Annotated in this window: 15 protein-coding genes; 9 read left to right on the top strand and 6 right to left on the bottom strand. The window is 56.4% G+C overall.

From position 1 onward, the window contains the following. Nucleotides 1–119: 119 nt before the first annotated feature. The 4 genes from JXR15_RS11985 to paaI all read right to left on the bottom strand — a co-directional run bounded on the left by JXR15_RS11985 (nt 120) and on the right by paaI (nt 3,297). Nucleotides 120–848 (bottom strand): hypothetical protein, encoded by a 729-nt coding sequence (locus JXR15_RS11985; protein ID WP_422053446.1) that lies wholly within the window; start codon nt 846–848, stop codon nt 120–122. 93 nt (nt 849–941) lie between these two features. Beyond that, nucleotides 942–1,541, bottom strand: coding sequence for a TetR/AcrR family transcriptional regulator (locus JXR15_RS11990; protein WP_422053447.1), 600 nt, complete (start codon nt 1,539–1,541; stop codon nt 942–944). After that, nucleotides 1,541–2,851 carry a phenylacetate--CoA ligase PaaK gene (gene paaK / locus JXR15_RS11995; protein WP_422053448.1) on the bottom strand — a complete coding sequence of 437 codons (1,311 nt, stop codon included), beginning with the start codon at nt 2,849–2,851 and terminating at the stop codon, nt 1,541–1,543. The genes JXR15_RS11990 and paaK overlap by 1 nt, the downstream gene beginning before the upstream one ends. A gap of 20 nt (nt 2,852–2,871) precedes the next feature. After that, complete coding sequence (gene paaI, locus JXR15_RS12000) at nt 2,872–3,297, bottom strand: hydroxyphenylacetyl-CoA thioesterase PaaI (protein ID WP_422053449.1); 426 nt, start codon at nt 3,295–3,297, stop codon at nt 2,872–2,874. A 95-nt stretch (nt 3,298–3,392) separates the two neighbouring features. Here paaI and paaZ point away from each other — a divergent pair, with 95 nt between their 5' ends. Together paaZ and mnmH are read left to right on the top strand one after the other, a co-directional pair. Further along, nucleotides 3,393–5,423, top strand: coding sequence for a phenylacetic acid degradation bifunctional protein PaaZ (gene paaZ / locus JXR15_RS12005; RefSeq protein WP_422053450.1), 2,031 nt, complete (start codon nt 3,393–3,395; stop codon nt 5,421–5,423). Between the two features lie 81 nt (nt 5,424–5,504). Continuing rightward, nucleotides 5,505–6,551, top strand: a complete 1,047-nt coding sequence (gene mnmH, locus JXR15_RS12010) for a tRNA 2-selenouridine(34) synthase MnmH (protein WP_422053451.1) — start codon at nt 5,505–5,507, stop codon at nt 6,549–6,551. A 71-nt stretch (nt 6,552–6,622) separates the two neighbouring features. On the opposite strand, the gene selD is transcribed toward mnmH, so the two are convergent. Next, nucleotides 6,623–8,797, bottom strand: a complete 2,175-nt coding sequence (selD, locus tag JXR15_RS12015; RefSeq protein WP_422053452.1) for a selenide, water dikinase SelD — start codon at nt 8,795–8,797, stop codon at nt 6,623–6,625. 295 nt (nt 8,798–9,092) lie between these two features. Here selD and JXR15_RS12020 point away from each other — a divergent pair, with 295 nt between their 5' ends. The 7 genes from JXR15_RS12020 to JXR15_RS12050 all read left to right on the top strand — a co-directional run bounded on the left by JXR15_RS12020 (nt 9,093) and on the right by JXR15_RS12050 (nt 16,903). Further along, nucleotides 9,093–10,034: a nucleoside hydrolase gene (locus JXR15_RS12020; protein WP_422053453.1), complete on the top strand. Its 942-nt coding sequence runs from the start codon at nt 9,093–9,095 to the stop codon at nt 10,032–10,034. A 99-nt stretch (nt 10,035–10,133) separates the two neighbouring features. Next, nucleotides 10,134–11,546: a protein adenylyltransferase SelO gene (locus JXR15_RS12025; protein ID WP_422053454.1), complete on the top strand. Its 1,413-nt coding sequence runs from the start codon at nt 10,134–10,136 to the stop codon at nt 11,544–11,546. A gap of 68 nt (nt 11,547–11,614) precedes the next feature. Further along, on the top strand, nt 11,615–12,304 hold the full coding sequence (locus tag JXR15_RS12030) for an endonuclease/exonuclease/phosphatase family protein (protein ID WP_422053455.1): 690 nt from the start codon (nt 11,615–11,617) through the stop codon (nt 12,302–12,304). 36 nt (nt 12,305–12,340) lie between these two features. Beyond that, nucleotides 12,341–13,186, top strand: coding sequence for a PhzF family phenazine biosynthesis protein (locus JXR15_RS12035; RefSeq protein ID WP_422053456.1), 846 nt, complete (start codon nt 12,341–12,343; stop codon nt 13,184–13,186). 107 nt (nt 13,187–13,293) lie between these two features. After that, nucleotides 13,294–13,704 (top strand): Fur family transcriptional regulator, encoded by a 411-nt coding sequence (locus JXR15_RS12040; protein WP_422053457.1) that lies wholly within the window; start codon nt 13,294–13,296, stop codon nt 13,702–13,704. 128 nt (nt 13,705–13,832) lie between these two features. Then, on the top strand, nt 13,833–16,250 hold the full coding sequence (locus JXR15_RS12045) for a GcvT family protein (RefSeq protein WP_422053458.1): 2,418 nt from the start codon (nt 13,833–13,835) through the stop codon (nt 16,248–16,250). Nucleotides 16,251–16,282: 32 nt separating this feature from the next. Next, nucleotides 16,283–16,903 carry a nucleotidyltransferase family protein gene (locus JXR15_RS12050; protein WP_422053459.1) on the top strand — a complete coding sequence of 207 codons (621 nt, stop codon included), beginning with the start codon at nt 16,283–16,285 and terminating at the stop codon, nt 16,901–16,903. Between the two features lie 27 nt (nt 16,904–16,930). On the opposite strand, the gene JXR15_RS12055 is transcribed toward JXR15_RS12050, so the two are convergent. After that, nucleotides 16,931–20,443 (bottom strand): hypothetical protein, encoded by a 3,513-nt coding sequence (locus JXR15_RS12055; RefSeq protein ID WP_422053460.1) that lies wholly within the window; start codon nt 20,441–20,443, stop codon nt 16,931–16,933. Nucleotides 20,444–20,782 lie beyond the last annotated feature (339 nt).

Raw genomic sequence — 20,782 nt, forward strand, 5'->3', positions numbered from 1 at the left:
CCACCACAAATAGTTGCCGAAAAAGTATCATGGATCAATCGGAGGTGCCAATGTGTCAAAAACACTCGCACCGGATTGTGAACACATGCCAGTGGCCACTCAATTGAGCCGCCAGTTTCCTAGCAATCCAAAGAGGCAAATACCACGTCAGAGTCGGTTGAGCCGCCACAGCCTGATTTGCCATCTCCTGTGTCACCATCACCGGTGTCGCCGTCTCCTGTATCACCATCACCGGTGCCGCCATCTCCTGTGCCACCATCCCCGGTGCCGCCATCTCCTGTGCCACCATCCCCGGTGCCGCCGGTGTCTGCATCTCCATCGCCCGTTCCGGTGTCGCCGCCATCACCTCCGGTATCCGTGCCGCCTGTGTCGGTTCCCCCATCGCCTCCGTCACCGCCCGTGTCTCCGCCTGTATCGGTGCTGCCTCCGCCCGTGTCGCCGCCTCCGGTGCCCGTACCGGCCGTGGTTGGCGTGGTATCCGCACCCGTGGTCGTCGCGCCGCCACCAGTTGCCGCAGGCTTTTCGGTTTCAAACGCCGCACCAACGCCAATGCCATAATCCAGAGCTTGCAAACGGGTGTCATAGCCAAGACTAAAATCGATATAGAAATCCTGGTCCAGATAAGCGGCCCCGATTGTGGGGCGGAACGCCTGAGAGCCAAATTTATAGTCAAACCCCAAGGCCAGAACCGCACTCTCGGGCTCATCATCGTGGAACACACGCACGCCCACGGCCCAATCGCCGCCAAAGACATATGTCAGACCAAACCCAAAAGACGGCTCCGCCTGCGCCGCGCCCCCGCTGACCAAAAATGCCGCAAGCAACGCACCCGATAAATGATTTTTCAAAACTCTACCCTTTAATAAAAACAACTATAATGGGCATAGTTTATCACAAATTAACCATGTGCTCCAAAAACAATCTGAGAATGAGGGCTGGCCTTAGGCAAGCCCGCGCACGCCCCCTAGCACCAAATCAGTCGCCAGATCCGCATAGCGTTCACGGGCTTCACTGTCCGCGCCATGTTGCCACATGTAATACCAGTTGAGCATGCCAAAAACCGACATTGTGGTCTCGCGCAGACGCACATGGTCCGCGTCAAACACGCCCTCTGCACTGGCGGCAACCACTTCGCTCACCCGATTGACCAAGTCCCGCTGATAGCCACGCAACACGTGCTGCTGCTCCGCTGGCAAGGCGCGCATGCTTGTGCTTTGCACGCGATGCTCATTATCCGCCCCCTGATAGGCCAGAAGGATTTCGCGCACCACGACACGCAGTTGAGCTTTGACATCTAAGCCACTCAAATCAAGATCACAAATGCGATCCCGCAGCAACTTAAGATACGTATCCAGCACATCATACAGTAACGCGTCTTTACTTTCGTAATAATGATAGATGTTGGCCTTAGAGATCCCGCACTCTTTGGCCAACACCGACATCGACGCCCGATCATATCCTTGCTCGGCAAACACGCGGGCTGCTGACTTCAGGATATGCACTCGTTTCTGTTCATGATCTTTGGCAATTGTACGCGCCATTATCCGGCGCCTCGGTTGTCCACCACGCGTTTTGCCTTGCCTTGGCTGCGCTCCACGTCGCCGGGTTCGCCCACGATCACTTCCACTGACACGCCGATCATGTCCTTGATATGTTTGGTCAACATGCGCGCCGCGGCGGTTTTGGATAGGTTGTCTGCTGCATTTGGCGTGGCCTCCACAAACACCCGCATCGCGTCCATGCGACCAGATTTAAACAGTTCGATCTGGTAATATGGCGCAAGCCCACCGGTCACAAGCACCTGCTCCTCCACTTGGGACGGGAACACATTCACCCCGCGCAGGATGATCATGTCATCGGACCGACCGGTGATCTTTTCCATCCGCCGCATCGACCGCGCCGTACCAGGCAGAAGCCGTGTCAAATCCCGCGTGCGGTAGCGGATCATCGGCAGGCCTTCTTTGGTCAATGTGGTGAACACCAGCTCGCCCAACTCACCATCTTCACAGACCTCGCCGGTCTCCGGATTGATGATCTCCGGATAAAAATGATCTTCCCAAATCACCGGCCCGTCTTTGGTCTCCACGCATTCATTGGCCACACCCGGCCCCATGATCTCGCTGAGCCCGTAGATATCCACCGCGTGCATATCAAACGCGGCCTCAACCTCTTTGCGCATCGCATCGGTCCAGGGTTCCGCCCCAAACACGCCCACAGACAGAGAGCTCTCGCGCGGATCCATGCCAAGCTTATGATACTGCTCCAAAATGTTGAGCATGTAACTTGGCGTGACCATGATCCCATCCGGCTGAAAATCGGTGATCAACCCAACCTGCTTCTCGGTCTGCCCGCCACTCATCGGCACCACCGTCGCGCCCAAACGCTCAATGCCGTAATGCGCGCCCAAACCGCCGGTAAACAGCCCATAACCATAGGCGTTGTGCACCAAATCACCTGCTCGCAAACCAGACGCGCGCAAGCTGCGCGCCATCAAATCCGCCCAATTGTCGATGTCACCTTTGGTGTAACCAACAACAGTGGGCTTACCTGTGGTACCAGAAGACGCATGCAGGCGCGCAATTTGCTGGCGCGGCACCGCCAAAAGGCCAAAAGGGTAGTTGTCGCGCAGGTCGTTTTTGTAAGAAAACGGGAACTTCGCCAGATCACTCAAGCACTGCAAATCGTCCGGATTCACCCCCGCCTCGTCAAACCGCTGCTTGTACATTGGTACGTTTGTATAGGCATGGTTCAACGACCACTTCAGCCGCTGCAACTGCGTTGCGCGGATCTCATCAATCGACGCAATTTCAATGGGTTCCAGCTCTTCCTTGCGTGGTGACAAATCTTTCATAACGTCCTCCCCAACGTCGATTATTCTTCAAACAGGTTGCCTTTGATCGCGCGCGAGGCGCCACGAAACTCGGCAATCACCTGACCGTTCTGATTGCACACGGTCACATCATAAATCCCGCTGCGCCCGGTCAGGCTGACTTCCCGCGCCACTGCGGTGAGCACGTCCCCCTCACGCCCCGGCGCGATGTAAGAAATGTTGTTGTGCTGCGCCACCGTCGCCTGATTGCGGCTGTTGCAAGCAAAGGCAAAGGCGCTGTCCGCCAAGGTGAATGTGAGGCCACCGTGGCAAATCCCGTGACCGTTACAATGCTCCGGCTTCACCGTCATAGTGAGCGTCGCTTGCCCCTCATCCACGGCGACAATCTGCATGCCAATATGCTGGCTTGCACGGTCTGTGGACCACATCGCCGCCGCACTTTTCTCGGCCCGCTCTTTTGGCGTCATCTGTGCCTCCCAACACAATCTCCTCAACCTCCAGCTTGCATAAACCGAACGGTTGGTCAATAAATGATTCACGGAGACATATCGGGGAGAGAGCCATGTCCATCCAAAACGTTTCAAGCTTTGCCGCAGGTCACTGGATCGCGCCCGGCGCCGGTGCACGCAACATCGCTTCTGCCATCACCGGCGAAGTTATCGCCACTGCTGGCAACGATGCCCTCGATGTGCAAGCCATGTTGGACTACGCCCGCAACGTGGGCGGCCCGGCCTTGCGCAAGATGACCTTCCATGACCGCGCTCGCATGCTGAAAGCCCTCGCCTTGCACCTGCGCGAATACCGCAAAGCGATGTATGAACTCTCCTTCAACACCGGCGCCACACAGGCTGATCACCTGATCGACATCGACGGCGGCATAGGCACCATGCTGGTGTTTGCCTCAAAAGGCCGTCGCGAAATGCCTGACAGCACCATCTATGTCGATGGCGAGCTGGAGCAACTGTCCCGCAACGGTTCCTTTATGGGTCAACACATCTGCACCCCAATCCAGGGCGTTGCGGTGCACATCAACGCCTTCAACTTCCCGGTTTGGGGGATGTTGGAAAAACTCGCACCAACTCTGCTCGCAGGTGTGCCAGCAATTGTGAAACCCGCCACCTCCACCTGTTACGTCACCGAGCTCTGCGTGCGCTTGATGATTGACAGCGGCATTCTGCCGGATGGTGCGGTACAACTGGTCTCTGGCGGCCTTGGCGACATGCTTGACCATCTGACTTGTCAGGATGCCGTGGCCTTCACCGGATCCGCTGACACAGCCTTAAAGCTGCGATCCAACCCTCTGATTTTGGGCAACTCTGTTCGCTTTACATCTGAGGCCGATAGCCTCAACGCGTCCATTCTGGGCCCAGATGCCGCGCCCGGAACACCGGAATTTGACCTCTTTATCAAAGAAGTCTCTCGCGAAATGACCACCAAAGCGGGACAGAAATGTACCGCCATCCGCCGCATTATTGCACCTGAAACCACAACTTCGGCCGTCATCGAGGCGCTTTCCGCGCGTCTTGCCAAAACCGTAATTGGCGATCCTCGCCTGGAAACCACCCGCATGGGCGCGCTGGTCTCTGCGGGTCAAAAACGCGACGTGCTCGAAAAAGCCGCCCTGCTTGGCACCGAGGCTGAGCGTGTCTTTGGCAATCCAGACGATTTCCAAGTCGAAGGTGCCGACGCCGAGAAAGGCGCCTTTGTACCACCGATGTTGTTCCACTGCGCGTCGCCAGACACGGCCAAGCACGTACACGCCTCCGAGGCCTTCGGCCCTGTCTCCACCCTCATGGGCTATCGCGATCTCGCTCACGCGATTGCGCTGGCCACCAAAGGCCAAGGCTCGCTTGTGGCCTCCATCATCACCCACGATGCAGAGGTTGCCCGCGAGGTAGCCTTGGGCGCTGGCGCGTTCCACGGGCGGCTTTACTTCAACAACCGTGACAGCATGAATGAGGCCACCGGCCACGGCTCACCCCTGCCCCATATGGTGCATGGCGGCCCAGGCCGCGCTGGCGGCGGCGAAGAGCTTGGCGGCATCCGTGCCGTGAAACACTATATGCAGCGCACCGCTATTCAGGGCAGCCCGGACATTCTCACAGGTATCGGCCAGCAATGGGTGCCCGGTGCCAAAGAAAGTGACGCAGGCGCCCACCCCTTCACCCGCCACTTTGGCGAACTCGCCGTGGGCGAAACGCTCTACACCAAACCACGCGAAATTACGCTCGAGGACATTGAACACTTCGCCAATTTCACCGGTGACACCTTCTATGCCCACATGGATGAAGACGCCGCTGCGAGAAACCCGTTCTTCCCCGGCCGCGTTGCCCATGGCTATCTGCTGCTGTCCTTCGCTGCTGGTCTCTTTGTCGAACCCAACGAAGGGCCGGTTTTGGCCAACACCGGCCTCGACACCCTGCGCTTTATGAAACCGGTGGTGGCTGGCGACAGCCTCAAGGTGCGCCTAACAGTGAAGAAAAAGACCAAACGCAACGACGAATACGGCGAAGTCCGCTGGCACGTCACCGCCTCCAACCAGGATGACGAGATGGTCGCGGAATACGAACTGCTGACCATGGTGGCTTACTAGGCGCCGATTGGCCGCGGCCTGCCCACTGGCGCGCCGCGGCCTTTGCCGCTATGCACATGGGACCCCTCTTTTGGACAGCCCATGCCGTTAAAACTGACCCAACTCTCTGATCTCGCCACATTGCCGTTTGATCAGATCATCGACGTGCGCTCCCCGGCGGAATTTGCCCTGGATCACGTCCCCGGCGCCGTCAACCTTCCGGCCATGTCCAACGACGAACGCGCGCGTGTGGGCACCATCTATGTGCAGGAAGACCCGTTCAAAGCCCGCAAAATTGGTGCTGCCATTGTGGCGCGCAATGTCGCCACCCATCTCGAAGGTCCGCTGTCCGAAAAGGAAGGAAGCTACAAGCCGCTGGTCTACTGCTGGCGCGGAGGCCAACGCTCCGGCTCCGTGGCGATTATACTCAAACAAATCGGCTGGCGTGCTGACACCTTCGAGGGCGGTTATCAAACCTATCGCCGCCTGGTCTCCAAAGCACTTTATGAAGGCGCCATGCCTTGCCCCGTTGTGGTGATCGACGGTGGCACCGGCACTGCCAAAACCCGCCTTCTGGCCCATCTCTCCCAACAGGGCGCGCAGACGCTTGACCTCGAAGCCATGGCCGAACATCGCGGCAGCCTCTTTGGCCCCATGGGCGATACCCAACCCAGCCAAAAAGCCTTTGAAAGCCGCCTCGCCATGGGCCTCGCCAAATTGCAATCCAATCGCCCGGTTTATGTCGAGGCCGAAAGTTCCAAAATCGGTCGCCTGATCATCCCGCCGGTGTTGTGGCAGGCCATGATCGCTGCCCCCAACCTGCGCCTCACTGCACCGCTTGAGGCCCGCATCGATCACTTGATCTCCGCCTATCCGGACATGCGCGCAGACACCGCCAAACTGCACACGGTGCTGGACAAGCTCACTCGCTACCACGGCCACGAGAAAGTCGCACAATGGAAGGCGCTGGCCAGCGCAACAGACTACCCACAGCTCACCCGCGCCTTGATCGAAACGCATTACGATCCCCGCTACATGCGCATCTCTCGTGCGCACGCACCGGATGCCAAAGAGATGACCCTGCCGGATCTCAGCGACAAAACACTCGCCGACACGGCCTGCCAAATCATCGCGGCCGAAACCGGCTAGCCTGCTTCTTCTTGCCTAAAATATCCTGGGGTGAGCGCGTCCGCGCGAGGGGCAACGCCCCACTTTTGTCCTCAGCGGCACACAATCCCCGGAGCGCCTTTGGTCACGCGTCCGATCACCGACGCCTTGTGTCCCGTAGCCCGCAATTCCCGCAGCAAACCCTTAGCCTCTTCCGCCGCAACCGCGGCCAAAAACCCACCTGAGGTCTGCGGATCATGCAACAACGCAACCTTGGCACTCTCAGGTCCAAACACTGGCGCCGCCGCTTTGTTGTCCGCAAAAATTGTGCTGCGATGTCCGGCTGAGGCAAGCGCCTCTGCCCCCGCGTAAATCGGCACATCCGCCAAAGTGATCTCGGCAGCCACCCCAGACGCGCGACACATCATCATCAGATGCCCCGCCAGTCCAAAGCCGGTCACATCTGTCATCGCATGTGCACCCCTTAACACCTCCGCCGCGTCTCCCTGCGGCTGTGCCAAAACACCGTACAACGCCGCCACGTCACGCCCATCCGCCTTGCCCTGCATCTCAGCCGCCAAAAGCGTGCCGGAGCCAATCGGCCGCGTCAGGATCAAAACATCACCCACCTTTGCACCAGCCAAAGTGATCGCATCCCCATCCAGCAATCCCGTGACCGTCAACCCAATGGTCAGCTCCGCACCCATGGTCGAATGCCCGCCAACAATCTCCGCACCAGCGCCGCGCACCACTTCGCCAATGCCGTCCAGAACCTCGCGCATGGCCCGTGTCTGCAACTCCGGCGACATACGTGGCAAGGTCACTGACACCAACGCAGATTGCGGTTTTGCCCCCATCGCCCAAACATCCCCAAGCGCATGCACCGCCGCAATCCGGCCCATCAACCCGTGGTCAGCCACAAAGCCGCGCAAATGATCCACGCTCAGCACCTGTTTTTGCCCACCAATGCGCAACACTGCCGCATCATCGCCCGCGCCCAGAAGAACATCATTCCGCTGCACAGCCGGCATTTCTGCCAACGCCGCGCTCAACTGTCCCGGCGCCACTTTGGCACCACAGCCACCACACAGCATTTGTTCGCCCTGCCCCCCAAGCACAACTGGCCCGGCTGGCTTGGGTACTTTCATCTCCGGAGGCTCCGAGAGCTTCGACATAAAGGTCTGATCAATATGATCTTTCCAGCGCCACAAACGCGCCTTCGGGGTTGCCAAACAGCGGCCCCACTTGGCAGCCATGGCGTCCTTACCGCCTAAAGACATCAACTTGAGGTAATCAGACTGTGGCCGAAACCGCGTCATCTCGGCCCCAGTCAAAACGGCTGAAACGTTGTGATACAGCACCGGTGCCGCGCGCACCGCAAACACACCCGCCTTGGGACGGGGGCTGGCTGTCAACGCCGCGCAATCTCCAACGGCAAACAGATCTCGATGCCCAGACACCAACAGCTGGTCATCCACTTGCACAAAGCCGTCCGGATCTTTGGGCACGTCCGCCGCCGCCAGCCACGCATGGGCAAACCCACCAGCCGCGCCCACGGTGAACTCTGATGCCACTGGCGATCGCCCCTTGAGCAAAACCGCATCACTTGTGACCGCCTCAACCTCAACCGCACTCACCACCGTGACACCCAACCGCAGCATTTCTTCGCGCAATATCCGATCCGCGCCGGGTATGGCATTGGCCAATTTGGTATGGGCCTCGATCAGCGTCACACAGTTTGCCTGGCCCAGCTCTCGCAGCTTATGGGCCATGGCCAGCGCCAGTTCGCACCCAGCCACGCCTCCGCCAATGACAGCCACAGCACCTGTTTTGTTGCCGTTCTTCACCTCCGACAAAAACACATCCCAGCGGTCTGCATACTCATCCAGAGGCTTCGCGCCGATGCCAAACTCAGAAAACCCCGGAATATGCGCAGCCCGCGCATGCAAGCCGACATCTAAAGACGCCACATCATAAGATATCTCGCCGCGCCCCGGCACATGGATCACCTTGCGATCCGCATCAATCCCATCCGCCGCACCAAAAATGACGCGCGCCCCGGCAAACCGCGCCAGTTTCACCAAATCAATTTCCAAAGCGTCCCGTGTGTAATGCCCCGCAATATGTCCCGGCAGCATGCCCGAATATGGCGCAGTTGGTCCGGGATTAATCAGCGTGACCTGCACGCCCCTCACCGGCTTCATGCCCCACATGCGCAGCATCAAGGCATGTGCATGCCCGCCGCCAACCAACACCAAATCCCGGGTCAGCGTGGTTTGATTAGTCATGCCCACTGGTCGTATTCCTTCAGCTTCCGCATTGATCGCAGAATTTCGAGGATATCAAACCGGTGCAACCGCAAAACAGTTCCCGCACGGTCGATTAACACAATCGTGCAACAGCAGCACGAAACCTGAAATTTGCACCTCCGCAAAACAGCCGCGATACAGACCCAATACCGACGTCGACTCCATCGAATTTTGGACCGTTTGGTAAATTTTTTACACAGCTTCCCTGATCCATGCTAGACAAGCCTCTCGCGCCTTGACAGGGTGCGACCTCCAACAGCTACGAGGGCACATCATGAGCGCACGCAAGATCATCATCGACACAGACCCTGGTCAGGACGACGCGGTCGCCATTCTCTTGGCCTTGGCCAGCCCTGAAGAGATCGATGTGCTTGGCATAACCGCAGTAGCGGGCAATGTGCCTTTGGCATTAACCTCTAAAAATGCGCGTATTGTCTGTGAGTTAGCAGGCAAACCAGAGACAAAAGTCTATGAAGGCTGCGACCGCCCGATGGGCCGCGCTCTAGTCACCGCAGAGCACGTACATGGCAAAACCGGTCTCAACGGACCGGTGCTTCCGGACCCGCTTATGACGGTAGAAGACCAGCACGCCGTTGATTTTATCATCGACACATTGCGCGCCCATGAGGCCGGCACAGTTACCCTTTGCCCACTTGGTCCTTTGACCAACATCGGCACAGCGTTTGAAAAAGCGCCTGATATCATTGAAAAGGTTCAAGAAATAGTGCTGATGGGCGGCGCTTACTTTGAGGTTGGCAACATCACACCAGCAGCTGAGTTCAACATCTACGTTGACCCACAAGCTGCTGATATTGTGTTCAAATCTGATGCCCCCATTGTAGTGATGCCGCTAGATGTCACCCACAAAGCTCTCGTCACCACACCACGCAACGACGCCTTCCGCAACATAGGTACCAAAGTCGGCACAGCAGTCGCGGAAATGACTGATTTCTTTGAGCGATTTGACAAAGAGAAGTACGGATCGGACGGCGCACCACTGCACGATCCTTGCGTCACGGCATATCTGATCCAGCCAAAACTGTTCTCCGGCCGCCATATCAACGTGGAGATCGAAACTCAGTCTGAGCTGACCATGGGCATGACCGTCGCAGATTGGTGGCACGTCACAGATCGCAAACCAAACGCGATGTTCATGGGCGACCTCGATGCAGACGGGTTCTTTTCCCTTTTGGCAGAACGCCTTAGCCGCCTGTAATCACCGCACTGTAATGGAACAGCACAAGGCTGCGTCACAATCGCAGCCTTGTGTTATGGGATAAGTGGCAATCCCCAGAAACCCAGCTATGCTGTGCCCATGACACTGCATATTCCCTTTGAAAACACCTATGTGAAGTTGCCCAACCGGCTGTTTTCACTTCAGAAACCCTATCCCGTTCGCGATCCAAAGCTGTTGGCATTTAATCAGCCATTGGCCGACACGCTTGGCATTACCGGCACCAACGACGCGCAAGAGTTGGCGCAAGTGTTTTCCGGGACAGTCCTTCCTGAAGGTGCCACCCCCATTGCTCAGCTTTATGCGGGACATCAGTTTGGCAATTGGAACCCGCAATTGGGAGACGGGCGTGCGGTTTTACTAGGAGAATCGAACGGATACGACATTCAACTCAAAGGCTCCGGCCCCACACCATACGCCCGGCGCGGCGACGGCCGGGCTTGGCTCGGTCCAGTGTTGCGCGAATATGTGGTGTCTGAGGCGATGCACGCGCTTGGCATCCCAACCACCCGCGCCTTGGCGGCAGTCGAGACCGGTGAAGAAATCATGCGCGACCGCCCCTTGCCCGGCGCAGTTCTCACACGCGTGGCCGCCAGCCATCTCCGCGTTGGTACCTTTCAGGCCCTGGCTGCGAGTCAGGATACCGAAGGTTTACAATCCCTTATGGAATACGCCTGCGCACGCCATTACCCGGAGGCTGGCACGCCAGCGGCCTTCTTAAAAGCGGTGGTCCAACGCCAAGCCCAGCTTGTCGCCAAATGGATGTCTGTTGGCTTCATCCACGGCGTCATGAACACCGACAATTGCGCCATTTCCGGGGAAACCATCGATTACGGCCCCTGTGCCTACATGGACACTTTCCATCCCGGACAGGTGTTTTCCTCAATCGACCGACACGGCCGCTATGCCTATGGCAACCAACCGCAAATCATTGCGTGGAACATGGCGCAATTGGCCACCTCACTGTTGCCATTGGAAGACAACTCAGACCAAGCAGTGGAAGAATTCACCCATATCATCAACGAGATGCCCGGCAGTCTTCGACACCACTGGCAAGGGCATTTTGCCGCCAAGCTTGGCCTTTCGGAAACCACCGCGTCAGACGAGGCCCTGATCACACAACTTTTGGCAATCATGACGGAGCAAAAAGCGGATTTCACCAATTCCTTCCGCCATTTGACAGATGCATCTGTTCCGGAGACCGGGCTTACATCCCACAACGATTATGCCGTGTGGCATGCGCAATGGACCGCGCGGAAAACGGAACAGTCATCTGATCCGGAAGACCTTATGTGTCAAACCAATCCGTACATCATCCCGCGCAATCACCAAATTGAAGCCATGATCTCACAAGCAGTTTCAGGTGATTATACCCTATTTCACCATCTAAATACCGCGTTAGAAAAGCCATTTGACACAATGGCCGGGCATGCTGACCTAACCACACCGCCGACGGCGGAAGAAAAAGTGACGCAAACCTTCTGCGGCACTTAACATCGCGCCAAAACACCTTACTCTCAAAGACATACCGCCGTAGGCAAACTCAAATCCGGATGGGATCCATGCTACGCATTGCCAGTTACAATCTGCAAAAATGCGTTGGCGTTGACCTGCAACGCCGCCCAACCCGCAGCATGGTGGTGATACGCGCTTTGAAGGCGGATGTGGTAGTTTTGCAAGAAGCAGACAAACGCCTGCCGCCAAGACCTGCGGCCTTGCCACATGACCTAGTAAAGAAGAAAGGATTTCAGAACATTGACTTCGGCCAGCCCAAAGGTTCGCTCGGGTTCCATGGGAATGCCATGTTGGTGCGCCCTAACATCGAAGTGCTAGATACCTCCGGGCTGGACTTACCAGGATTAGAGCCTCGTGGTGCCATTCGCGCGGATCTACGCACCCCTGTAGGCGACATTCGGGTTATCGGCGTGCACCTTGGCCTGATCCGTAGATATCGCCTTTTGCAATTGGGCGCCGTGGCACGCGCTGTGCGGCGTTTGCCAGAAATGCCAACTCTCATCGCCGGAGATTTTAACGAATGGGGCTCCAAGGCAGCTCTTGACGCAGTGACCCCTGGGTTTGACTTTCTTGCAACGGGTCGCACGTTTCCTGCACCTCGTCCCATCGCAAGCTTGGATGGCTTTGCCCACACACCTGGCTTGGAAGTGCTGGACCACGGCGTGTTGACGCGTATTCCAGCCCACGTCGCATCGGACCACTTGCCAATTTGGCTGGACTTGAACTGCGGCACCTAGACAACGCCAACCGTATCTTTGAAAGGCCGCAACACGATGACACCATATTTCGTTTACGACGTGTTCACAGAAAAACCTTTTGGTGGCAATCAATTGGCTGTCATACCTGACGCCAGAACGATCGCTGAAGAGGACCTTCAAAAAGTCGCGCGGGAATTCAATTTCTCTGAAACAACTTTTGTCTATCCAGCCGAAGACAAAGCCAATACCGCGAAGGTCCGTATTTTCACGCCCACAATGGAAATCCCTTTTGCCGGTCACCCTGTGATCGGCACCGCCTGTGCCCTTGCACAAAAAGGTGCGTCGGAAAACATGGTCCTTGAACTTGGCGTGGGGCCAATGACCTGTAAGTCAGACGGCAAAACCGCGTCCTTTGAGGCCACCCAACCGCTTGAAATCCTCTGCGAACCTGATCCGGCTCTGGTGGCTGACGCCCTGAGCATCAACACAGGCGACCTACTCTTTCATGCGCATCCCCCGGTGATGGCATCTTTAGGTTTGGCTTTCACAATCACCGAAGTCAAAAGCCGCGATATCCTAGCCAGAACCACACCGGACATTGCGGCCATCCGCAAAGGCAATGCCCGCTATCCCTCCGGTTGGGATTTTGCCCAGTTTGTCTACGCCCGGGATGGCAACACCTTGTATGCACGTATGTTTGCACCATTGGACAACATCCCCGAGGATCCGGCCACTGGCAGCGCCAGTGCAACCACCGCAGCCCTGTTGGCGCGGATCGAGGATCATGATCTCGATCTCACCATCCACCAAGGCGTGGAGATGGGCCGCCCCAGCCAAATCATGGTCTCCACAAGTAGCAAAGGCATCACCGTCGCAGGCCAGGCGCGCCGGGTGATGAAGGGCTATTTGTTGCTTGGTTGAGTTTTTGTCTTTCTTGTCGCGGGCTGCGCAAAAGCAGTGGAATCCCGCGTCGGCATTCGATAGACAGGAAAGCCAAATCAGGCACCATAAGTCAGGTCAGGTACGGCATGGGCGACACCATTATTGAACGCTGCGAATCCAAAGGGTTGCGGATGACAGAGCAGCGCCGGATCATTGCAACTGTTCTGCAGGAAAGCACCGACCACCCAGATGTCGAAGAGCTCTACGCCCGCGCCTCAGCACGCGATTCAGGCATCTCTCTCGCAACGGTCTACCGCACCGTGAAACTCTTTGAAGAAGCGGGAATTCTCGACAAGCTGGAGTTTGGTGACGGCCGGGCCCGCTACGAGGATGCGGAACGCGAACATCATGACCATCTTATCGACATCAGCTCAGGCGAGGTGATCGAATTTGTCGATCCGGAAATCGAAGCGTTGCAAGAAAAGATCGCCGAAAAACTCGGCTACACACTCAAAGGCCATCGCCTTGAGCTCTACGGCGTGCCACTCAAAAAATAGGTTTTGAGCACGTACGACCAGCCTCCACCCCGCTCATCATCAATTTGCGACGAAATGTGTCGCGTTTGAGCATGCCGCCTCCCAGAAGCGCCCGATTTCATAGAAAACAGGGAACTCAGGAGGCATCCATGACAACAACGACCCGCGTAGCTGTGATCGGAGGCGGCGTTGTTGGCTGCTCTGTTCTGTACCACCTGACCAAACTGGGTTGGTCTGACGTCACGCTAATTGAACGTTCGGAGCTCACCTCTGGCTCCACCTGGCACGCCGCCGGCGGGTTTCACACCCTCAACGGCGACACCAATATGGCGGCCCTCCAAGGTTACACCATCAACCTCTACAAAGAGTTGGAGGAAATCACCGGCATGTCCTGCGGGTTGCACCATGTTGGCGGGGTCACATTGGCTGACAATCAGGACCGCTTTGACATGTTGCTGGCAGAACGCGCCAAACATCGGTTCATGGGACTCGATACCAATATCCTCACTCCCGATGAGATCAAAACCTTCGCCCCTGCAACCAACACCGATGGCATCATTGGCGCCCTTTACGACCCGCTTGATGGCCACCTTGATCCCTCCGGCACCACACACGCCTACGCCAAAGCTGCACGGCTGGGCGGCGCGACAATCAAAACCCACACAAAGGTCACCGCAACCAACCAGCGTCCAGATGGCACTTGGGACGTGGTGACGGATAAGGGCACCATCCACGCGGAACACGTAGTAAACGCAGCGGGTCTTTGGGCGCGCGAGGTCGGCGCCATGGCGGGTGTATACTTCCCGCTACACCCAATGGAGCACCAATACATCGTCACCGAAGACGTGCCATTGATTGTCGAAATGATGCAAGACGGCAAAGAACATCCCCATGTGATGGATCCGGCTGGCGAAAGCTATTTCCGACAAGAAGGGCGCGGGCTGTGCATTGGGTTTTATGAGCAACCTTGCCGCCCATGGGGCGTGGACGGCACGCCCTGGGATTTTGGCCATGAGCTGCTGCCCGATGATTTTGACAAGATCGAAGCGTCAATAGAATTTGCTTACAAACGTTTCCCTGCCCTGGCAACGGCAGGCGTAAAATCTGTGATCCACGGCCCGTTCACCTTTGCCCCCGATGGAAACCCTCTTGTTGGTCCCGTTCCAGGCATGCGCAATTATTGGTCCGCCTGTGCCGTGATGGCCGGATTCTCGCAGGGCGGCGGCGTCGGCTTGATGCTGGCCCAGTGGATGGTTGAAGGTGAAACCGAACGCGACACTTTTGCCATGGACTGTGCCCGCTTTGGCGACTGGATCACCCCCGGTTACACGCGCCCGAAAGTCATCGAGAACTACCAAACTCGCTTTTCTGTTTCTTACCCAAATGAAGAACTGCCCGCCGCGCGGCCTTTTCGCCAGACTCCAATGTATGACGTATTTGACAAAATGGGCGCAGTCTGGGGACAGCAATTTGGCCTCGAAGTGGTCAACTACTTCGCACAAGGCGACGAGCCGCGTTACGAGACCCCATCTTTCCGACGTTCCAACGCCTTTGCAGCCACCGCCCGCGAAGTTGCAGCCGTACGCAACGCCGTTGGCATCAACGAAGTGCATAACTTTGGCAAATACATGGTCACCGGCCCCAATGCCCGCGCTTGGCTCAACTGCATCATGGCGGGGCGCATACCAAAGCAAGGCCGTCTAAGCCTCACCCCGATGTTGTCACACAAAGGCAAATTGATCGGCGATTTCACAGTTTCTTGTCTGTCTGAAACCGCATTCCAACTCACCGCGTCTTACGGCGCGCAGGCCTATCACATGCGCTGGTTTGAGCAGAATGAAATGGACGGCGTGCTGGTCAAAAACGTCTCTGACCGTCTGACTGGTTTCCAAGTCGCCGGCCCCAAAGCCCGTGACGTTCTGCAGGCTTGCACCAAAGACGAAATTTCCGACATGGCGTTCATGGACGTGCGCCCATTGACAGTTGGCATGGCCGACTGCTTGGTGCAGAGGGTGAGCTATACCGGCGATCTCGGCTTTGAAATCTTTTGCGATCCCATGGCGCAGCGCGCCTTGTGGCAAACGCTTTGGGAAGCCGGTGAGCCTCTGGGCATGCGTCCCTTCGGAATGCGAGCGATGATGTCGCTGCGGATGGAAAAGTTTTTTGGGTCCTGGCTGTCGGAGTACTCCCCGGACTACACAGCTGCCGAAACCGGTCTCGATCGGTTTATCGCGTTCAATAAGCCAGAGGAGTTCATCGGCCGCGCCGCAGCGGAAAAAGACAAGGAAACCTGGCCAGATCGAAAACTCTGCGCCTTTACCGTGGACGTCGACGACGCCGACGTTCAGGCTTACGAACCAATTTGGCTGGACGGCGCGGTTGTCGGTTTTTGTACGTCGGGTGGCTACGCACACAACACAGAATCGTCTGTTGCCCTTGGTTTTGTGCCTATTGATCTCATTACAGACGACCTTGAGGTAGAAATTGAGATACTTGGCAAGATGCACCCTGCCCGGCGATTGTCTGAGCCTTTATTTGACGCGGATGGTGCGCGAATGAGGGGCTAGCCAATCCATCAGGCCTGCGCCAAAGTCGCCCCATGACAAAACACAGTTCCACAGAAAGCAGTTTGGCCATTCTCCTTCTGGCAGCTGGAGCGTCTTCACGTATGCGGGGTGGCGACAAGCTTCTCGAAGACGTTGATGGTGTTCCTCTTCTGCGCAAGCTCGCAGGCCACGCTTGTGCTGTCTGCGATACTGTTCTGGTGTGTTTACGAGACTTTGATGAGGCGCGACGTTCCGTTCTTTCAGGCATGCATAGCCAACAGGTTGTCGTGCCTGATGCAACCAACGGCATGGCGCATTCTCTGCGGGCTGGCATTGCACAATTACCCGAACATATCAGCGGAGTTATGGTCGTTCCAGCAGATATGCCAGAGCTCTCAGAGCAAGACTTGCGCACAATGATCGCTGTACACGAAGCGCTCCCGAATGCAATTTTGCGCGCCACTTCAGCAGACAGCCAACCAGGCCACCCCGTTCTGTTCCCCAGTAATTTGTTTGGAGAACTACGCGCTCTGAGCGGCGATGTAGGCGCGCGCGGCGTCTTGAAACGTCACGCCGATGCTGTGCGATTGATTGCACTTCCGGAACGCCACGCCCTGACCGACCTGGACACGCCTGAAGCCTGGCAGGCATGGCGACAAGCCTGCCCCAAATAAAGCCTGCCGAAGCAGCCTTTATTTTCTCTAGAAATCAAAGTGGTGCGCGGCCAGATCTCCAAGGCTTACATCTTCAAGCGTGATCTCGTGACTGCCACTGGCGGAGATCACCACATCCGAGCCAACCTGCGTGGCGTGATTGTTGATGACGTCAGAAAAGCTGGAGAACGCGTCCACAGAAGCAAAGTCCAACACGTCTTCAACCAAATCAAAGTCGGTGACCACATCTTGACCAAAACTGTTGTGGAACAGGAATAGGTCACTGCCATCACCACCGGTCATGACATCGTCTCCACTGTCCCCGCGCAAGGTGTCATTGCCACCGCCACCGTTCAGCGTGTCATCTCCGGCAGCGCCGCGCAGGTAATTTGCCTGCCCATCACCTGTCAGATGGTCGTCCGCTTTGTTAGACCCCCAAAGGTGTTCAATACTGATGTATGTGTCCGCACTGCTGTTTTCACCGGTTTGAAGATTGACAGTGACGCCTGCGGAATGCCCCCAGTAAGATGCCGTGTCCTGACCGGAACCGCCGTCAAAGATGTCCCGCCCGGATTCATCACGCAAATAATCGTCGCCCGCTCCGCCACGCAGTGTGTCGGTTCCCGAACCTCCATACAGGCGATCGTTGCCATCATCGCCGCTCAAACTGTCGTCACCGCTGCGCCCGTCCAAATGGTCAGCCCCGCCATTGCCGGACAGAACATCATCACCAGCCGCCGCATCAATCCGATTGTCCCCGTTATCACCAATCAAGGTATCGTCCGCCTTGTTGGACCCCAGAAGGTTCTCAATGCTGTTGTAGCTGTCACCGCTGCTGTTTGCGCCGGTCAAGAGGTTCACGGAAACCCCAGATGTGTGCCCCCAATAAGATGCCGTATCTATACCTGCGCCGCCATTGAACACGTCTTTACCTGCATCATCACGCAAATAATCATCTCCGTCGCCACCTTCAAGCGTGTCATTGCCGTAGCCACCGTACAGACGATCCGTCCCTGCGCTGCCCTCTAGAAAGTCATTGCCTGAATAGCCGTAAAGCCGGTCATCTCCACCTGCACCGTCGAGATGATTGCCATCAGAATTGCCGTAAAACTCATCATTCGCGATGTTGGAGCCCAGCAGGTGCTCAATGCTGTCATAACTGTCGCCGCCAGAGTTCGCGCCTGTGGTCAGGTTTGCGGTCATCCCGGATTTATGCCCCCAGTAGGACACCGTATCCTCACCGTCGCCACCGATAAACAGATCCCGGCCGGACTCGTCGCGAAGGTAATCGTCACCGTCGCCACCATTTAAGGTATCATCCCCTTTGTAGCCGTACAGACGATCATCATCTCCGGCACCATACAGCAAGTTATCACTGTCATCGCCATACAGAGTATCATTCGCGATGTTGGATCCGTATAGATTTTCAATGCTGTTGTAAGTATCGCCGCTCGAATTCACACCGGTCTTAAGGTTCACGCTGACACCAGCTTTGTGGCCCCAATAGGAGGCCGTATCAATGCCGTTTCCGCCGACAAAGTCATCCTTACCGCTTTCGTCGCGCAAATAGTCATTGCCGTCGCCGCCGACCAGCTTGTCATCTCCAGAACCGCCGTACAGCCGGTCGTTTCCAGCTTTTCCCTCCATACGGTCGTTGCCAGAGTCGCCATACACGGAATCGTGCCCCGTGCCGCCAACGAGAATGTCCATGCCGTCGTAGCCCCGCAGGTAGTCATCCCCACCACTTCCGTTAAAATCGTCAACACCATGGCCGCCCCGCATCACATTTGCAGAACTGTTGCCAGACAGAACATTGGAATGTTCCAGGGTGATTTCGATCACCTCATAGGGGTTCAGGCGAAAACTGATATCACTCGCACTGCTGCCCAGTTGCGCTTGAGACAGGTTCGTGAGGGACCCAGCGACATCAGATTCAGTGGCAAAATAAAAGTCATCAAGCGACGTTGGATTGCCCACGCCCGGCCGCACATAAATATCCTCAGGCTTGGGCAGGTAGGTTTTCCAGCTCCCAGAACTGGACTTTATTAGGCTGTCATCATAGGCGTCACCCAAGACCTCGATCAGATCGGCGCGCTCCGCATTGTCGATGGTCCGTTTGCCAACCCGTTGAACCAAATTGCCATGCTCATCGTAAGCGGCATTGTCGCTAAATCCATCCGACGTGTTGGCATCGATACCAACGACGCGACCGCTCCAGGATTCAACATCGGACCCAACCAAGGCGGATAGATCCAAAGAGAAAGACTTGTTAAATGTCTCGGTATGCGACGTCACATAGACTACGCTTGTATAGCCGTTAGAATAGGCGTTTACTTCCAGCTTGGTCTCGTCAAAACCATCTGTTTTGAGCGCGTACATCGCGTCATCGTCGGGGTTAAGGCTTTCTGACATCAACTGCAGCATCACGCCCGCAGGTGTTAAACTCACCGCCCCTTGGTCCGCGTTGCCACCTGCAATGGCCGTCGACGTATTGTGGCGCACTGTCCAGAAATCTGCACCGTCTACGCCCATTTCGATCATGTTCTGAAACTGCTCGACCACAACGCCAGCCGCTTTGAGCCCCAACCAATGCCAATGTCCGGTTTCCACATTCCATTCTGTCATCTGAATGGACAAATCCTGCGGCAACATCGCCTCCCAAGTGGAGAAACGCAGATCCAGGTACTTGTTCTCAGAGCGGGTCAATGAGTCACTCTGATCATAGCCCTCCACTTCTTTGTCGAAGTAGTAGTGTGCGACGATACCATCGATCGACGCAGAGGCGCCGTTGGTTTGAAACCCATTGGCAATATTGTGGTCCGCATCAAGCTGCTCCAGCAGCTCGAGATTGCCTTTTACCACCCGTTTTTCATATCCGTTCAGGCTCTTGTAGTATTGTTCGGCTGTTTGAGAGTCGCTCCAGTCGTTTGGTCGATGGTCCTCGTCCCAATGCGCCATAGCTGAGATGGCATCCGCATCGCTGATCGAGCCAAAATTGCCGCCTTTGTAGTTGGACGCGCCCCCGGCCACGTTGGCTGTTTGCACCCAGATTTCGGGTTGGTACCCATTTACAGTGGCACCGCGCAAGGCGTTGGCGATATCAGCGGCGTATTCGCCGTATTCGACCTCATCAATGGTCTGCCAGAATTCATTGCCAATCTCGTACCCGGCAATCAAATCAACCTTGTCACCCATATAGTCCAGCACCAACTCGGCCCAATCCCGAATATCTTGCTGGTTGGTATGTGCATCCGCCAATGCCGGCACCACAAGCGTGGTCCGCGCATCATTTTCTTTTACCCAATCCAGGTAATTGCGGACATCTTCACGGATTTGGTTGAACCCGCTTTCGCTGCGATCCAGTTCTGTGATCTGCTCGTTTGCCGCCCGGCCAGCGGGATACCGCAGACGGGTCGCACCGACCAGGTCAATGGCCTCAACGTAGCCGTCATTGGGAACTCCGTTGACTTCATTTGTGCTGGTCAACAGGTTCACGCCGAACATGTCCGAGCGCACCTCTATCGGCGCACTACTGCGATCCACAGTAATGATAATAGGCATCTAACTATCCTCAGAAATCGTTACAAAGTCGCAGTCAGGTTTTGGTCCTGCCGCGTCCGCGCACACCCTTCTGAGTGCATAGCGACCGATCTATGCGTTTTGATCTTGATGAAGCTCGCTTGCATGAGAGACATCTTCGCTTTCCCACCTAATGGCCCACCCCTGAGCCGTTAAAATCCCACCCTCAGTGGTAGATCGGCAGGGTTCTTGAGTCCCAAACAGGAAGCGAACAATACTGGACAGCTTCATATCAAATTGTATTTGCTTCGCTAAACTTGGCTTAAACCCTTGAAAAACAGAGGGTTCACCAGTGAGATCACCGAAAACTTCGAAATCGGC

Origin of the sequence: Shimia sp. (genome assembly GCF_049116215.1) — a bacterium.
In the GTDB taxonomy this organism is placed as follows: Bacteria; Pseudomonadota; Alphaproteobacteria; order Rhodobacterales; family Rhodobacteraceae; genus Shimia.

Coding starts and splice junctions, on each gene's coding strand:
- JXR15_RS12030 (WP_422053455.1), top strand. CDS start 11,615: ATGCTACGCATTGCCAGTTACAATCTGCAAAAATGCGTTGGCGTTGAC.
- JXR15_RS12045 (WP_422053458.1), top strand. CDS start 13,833: ATGACAACAACGACCCGCGTAGCTGTGATCGGAGGCGGCGTTGTTGGC.
- paaZ (WP_422053450.1), top strand. CDS start 3,393: ATGTCCATCCAAAACGTTTCAAGCTTTGCCGCAGGTCACTGGATCGCG.
- JXR15_RS12035 (WP_422053456.1), top strand. CDS start 12,341: ATGACACCATATTTCGTTTACGACGTGTTCACAGAAAAACCTTTTGGT.
- JXR15_RS12020 (WP_422053453.1), top strand. CDS start 9,093: ATGAGCGCACGCAAGATCATCATCGACACAGACCCTGGTCAGGACGAC.
- JXR15_RS12025 (WP_422053454.1), top strand. CDS start 10,134: ATGACACTGCATATTCCCTTTGAAAACACCTATGTGAAGTTGCCCAAC.
- paaI (WP_422053449.1), bottom strand. CDS start 3,297: ATGACGCCAAAAGAGCGGGCCGAGAAAAGTGCGGCGGCGATGTGGTCC.
- JXR15_RS12050 (WP_422053459.1), top strand. CDS start 16,283: ATGACAAAACACAGTTCCACAGAAAGCAGTTTGGCCATTCTCCTTCTG.
- paaK (WP_422053448.1), bottom strand. CDS start 2,851: ATGAAAGATTTGTCACCACGCAAGGAAGAGCTGGAACCCATTGAAATT.
- JXR15_RS11990 (WP_422053447.1), bottom strand. CDS start 1,541: ATGGCGCGTACAATTGCCAAAGATCATGAACAGAAACGAGTGCATATC.
- selD (WP_422053452.1), bottom strand. CDS start 8,797: ATGACTAATCAAACCACGCTGACCCGGGATTTGGTGTTGGTTGGCGGC.
- JXR15_RS12055 (WP_422053460.1), bottom strand. CDS start 20,443: ATGCCTATTATCATTACTGTGGATCGCAGTAGTGCGCCGATAGAGGTG.
- JXR15_RS12040 (WP_422053457.1), top strand. CDS start 13,294: ATGGGCGACACCATTATTGAACGCTGCGAATCCAAAGGGTTGCGGATG.
- mnmH (WP_422053451.1), top strand. CDS start 5,505: ATGCCGTTAAAACTGACCCAACTCTCTGATCTCGCCACATTGCCGTTT.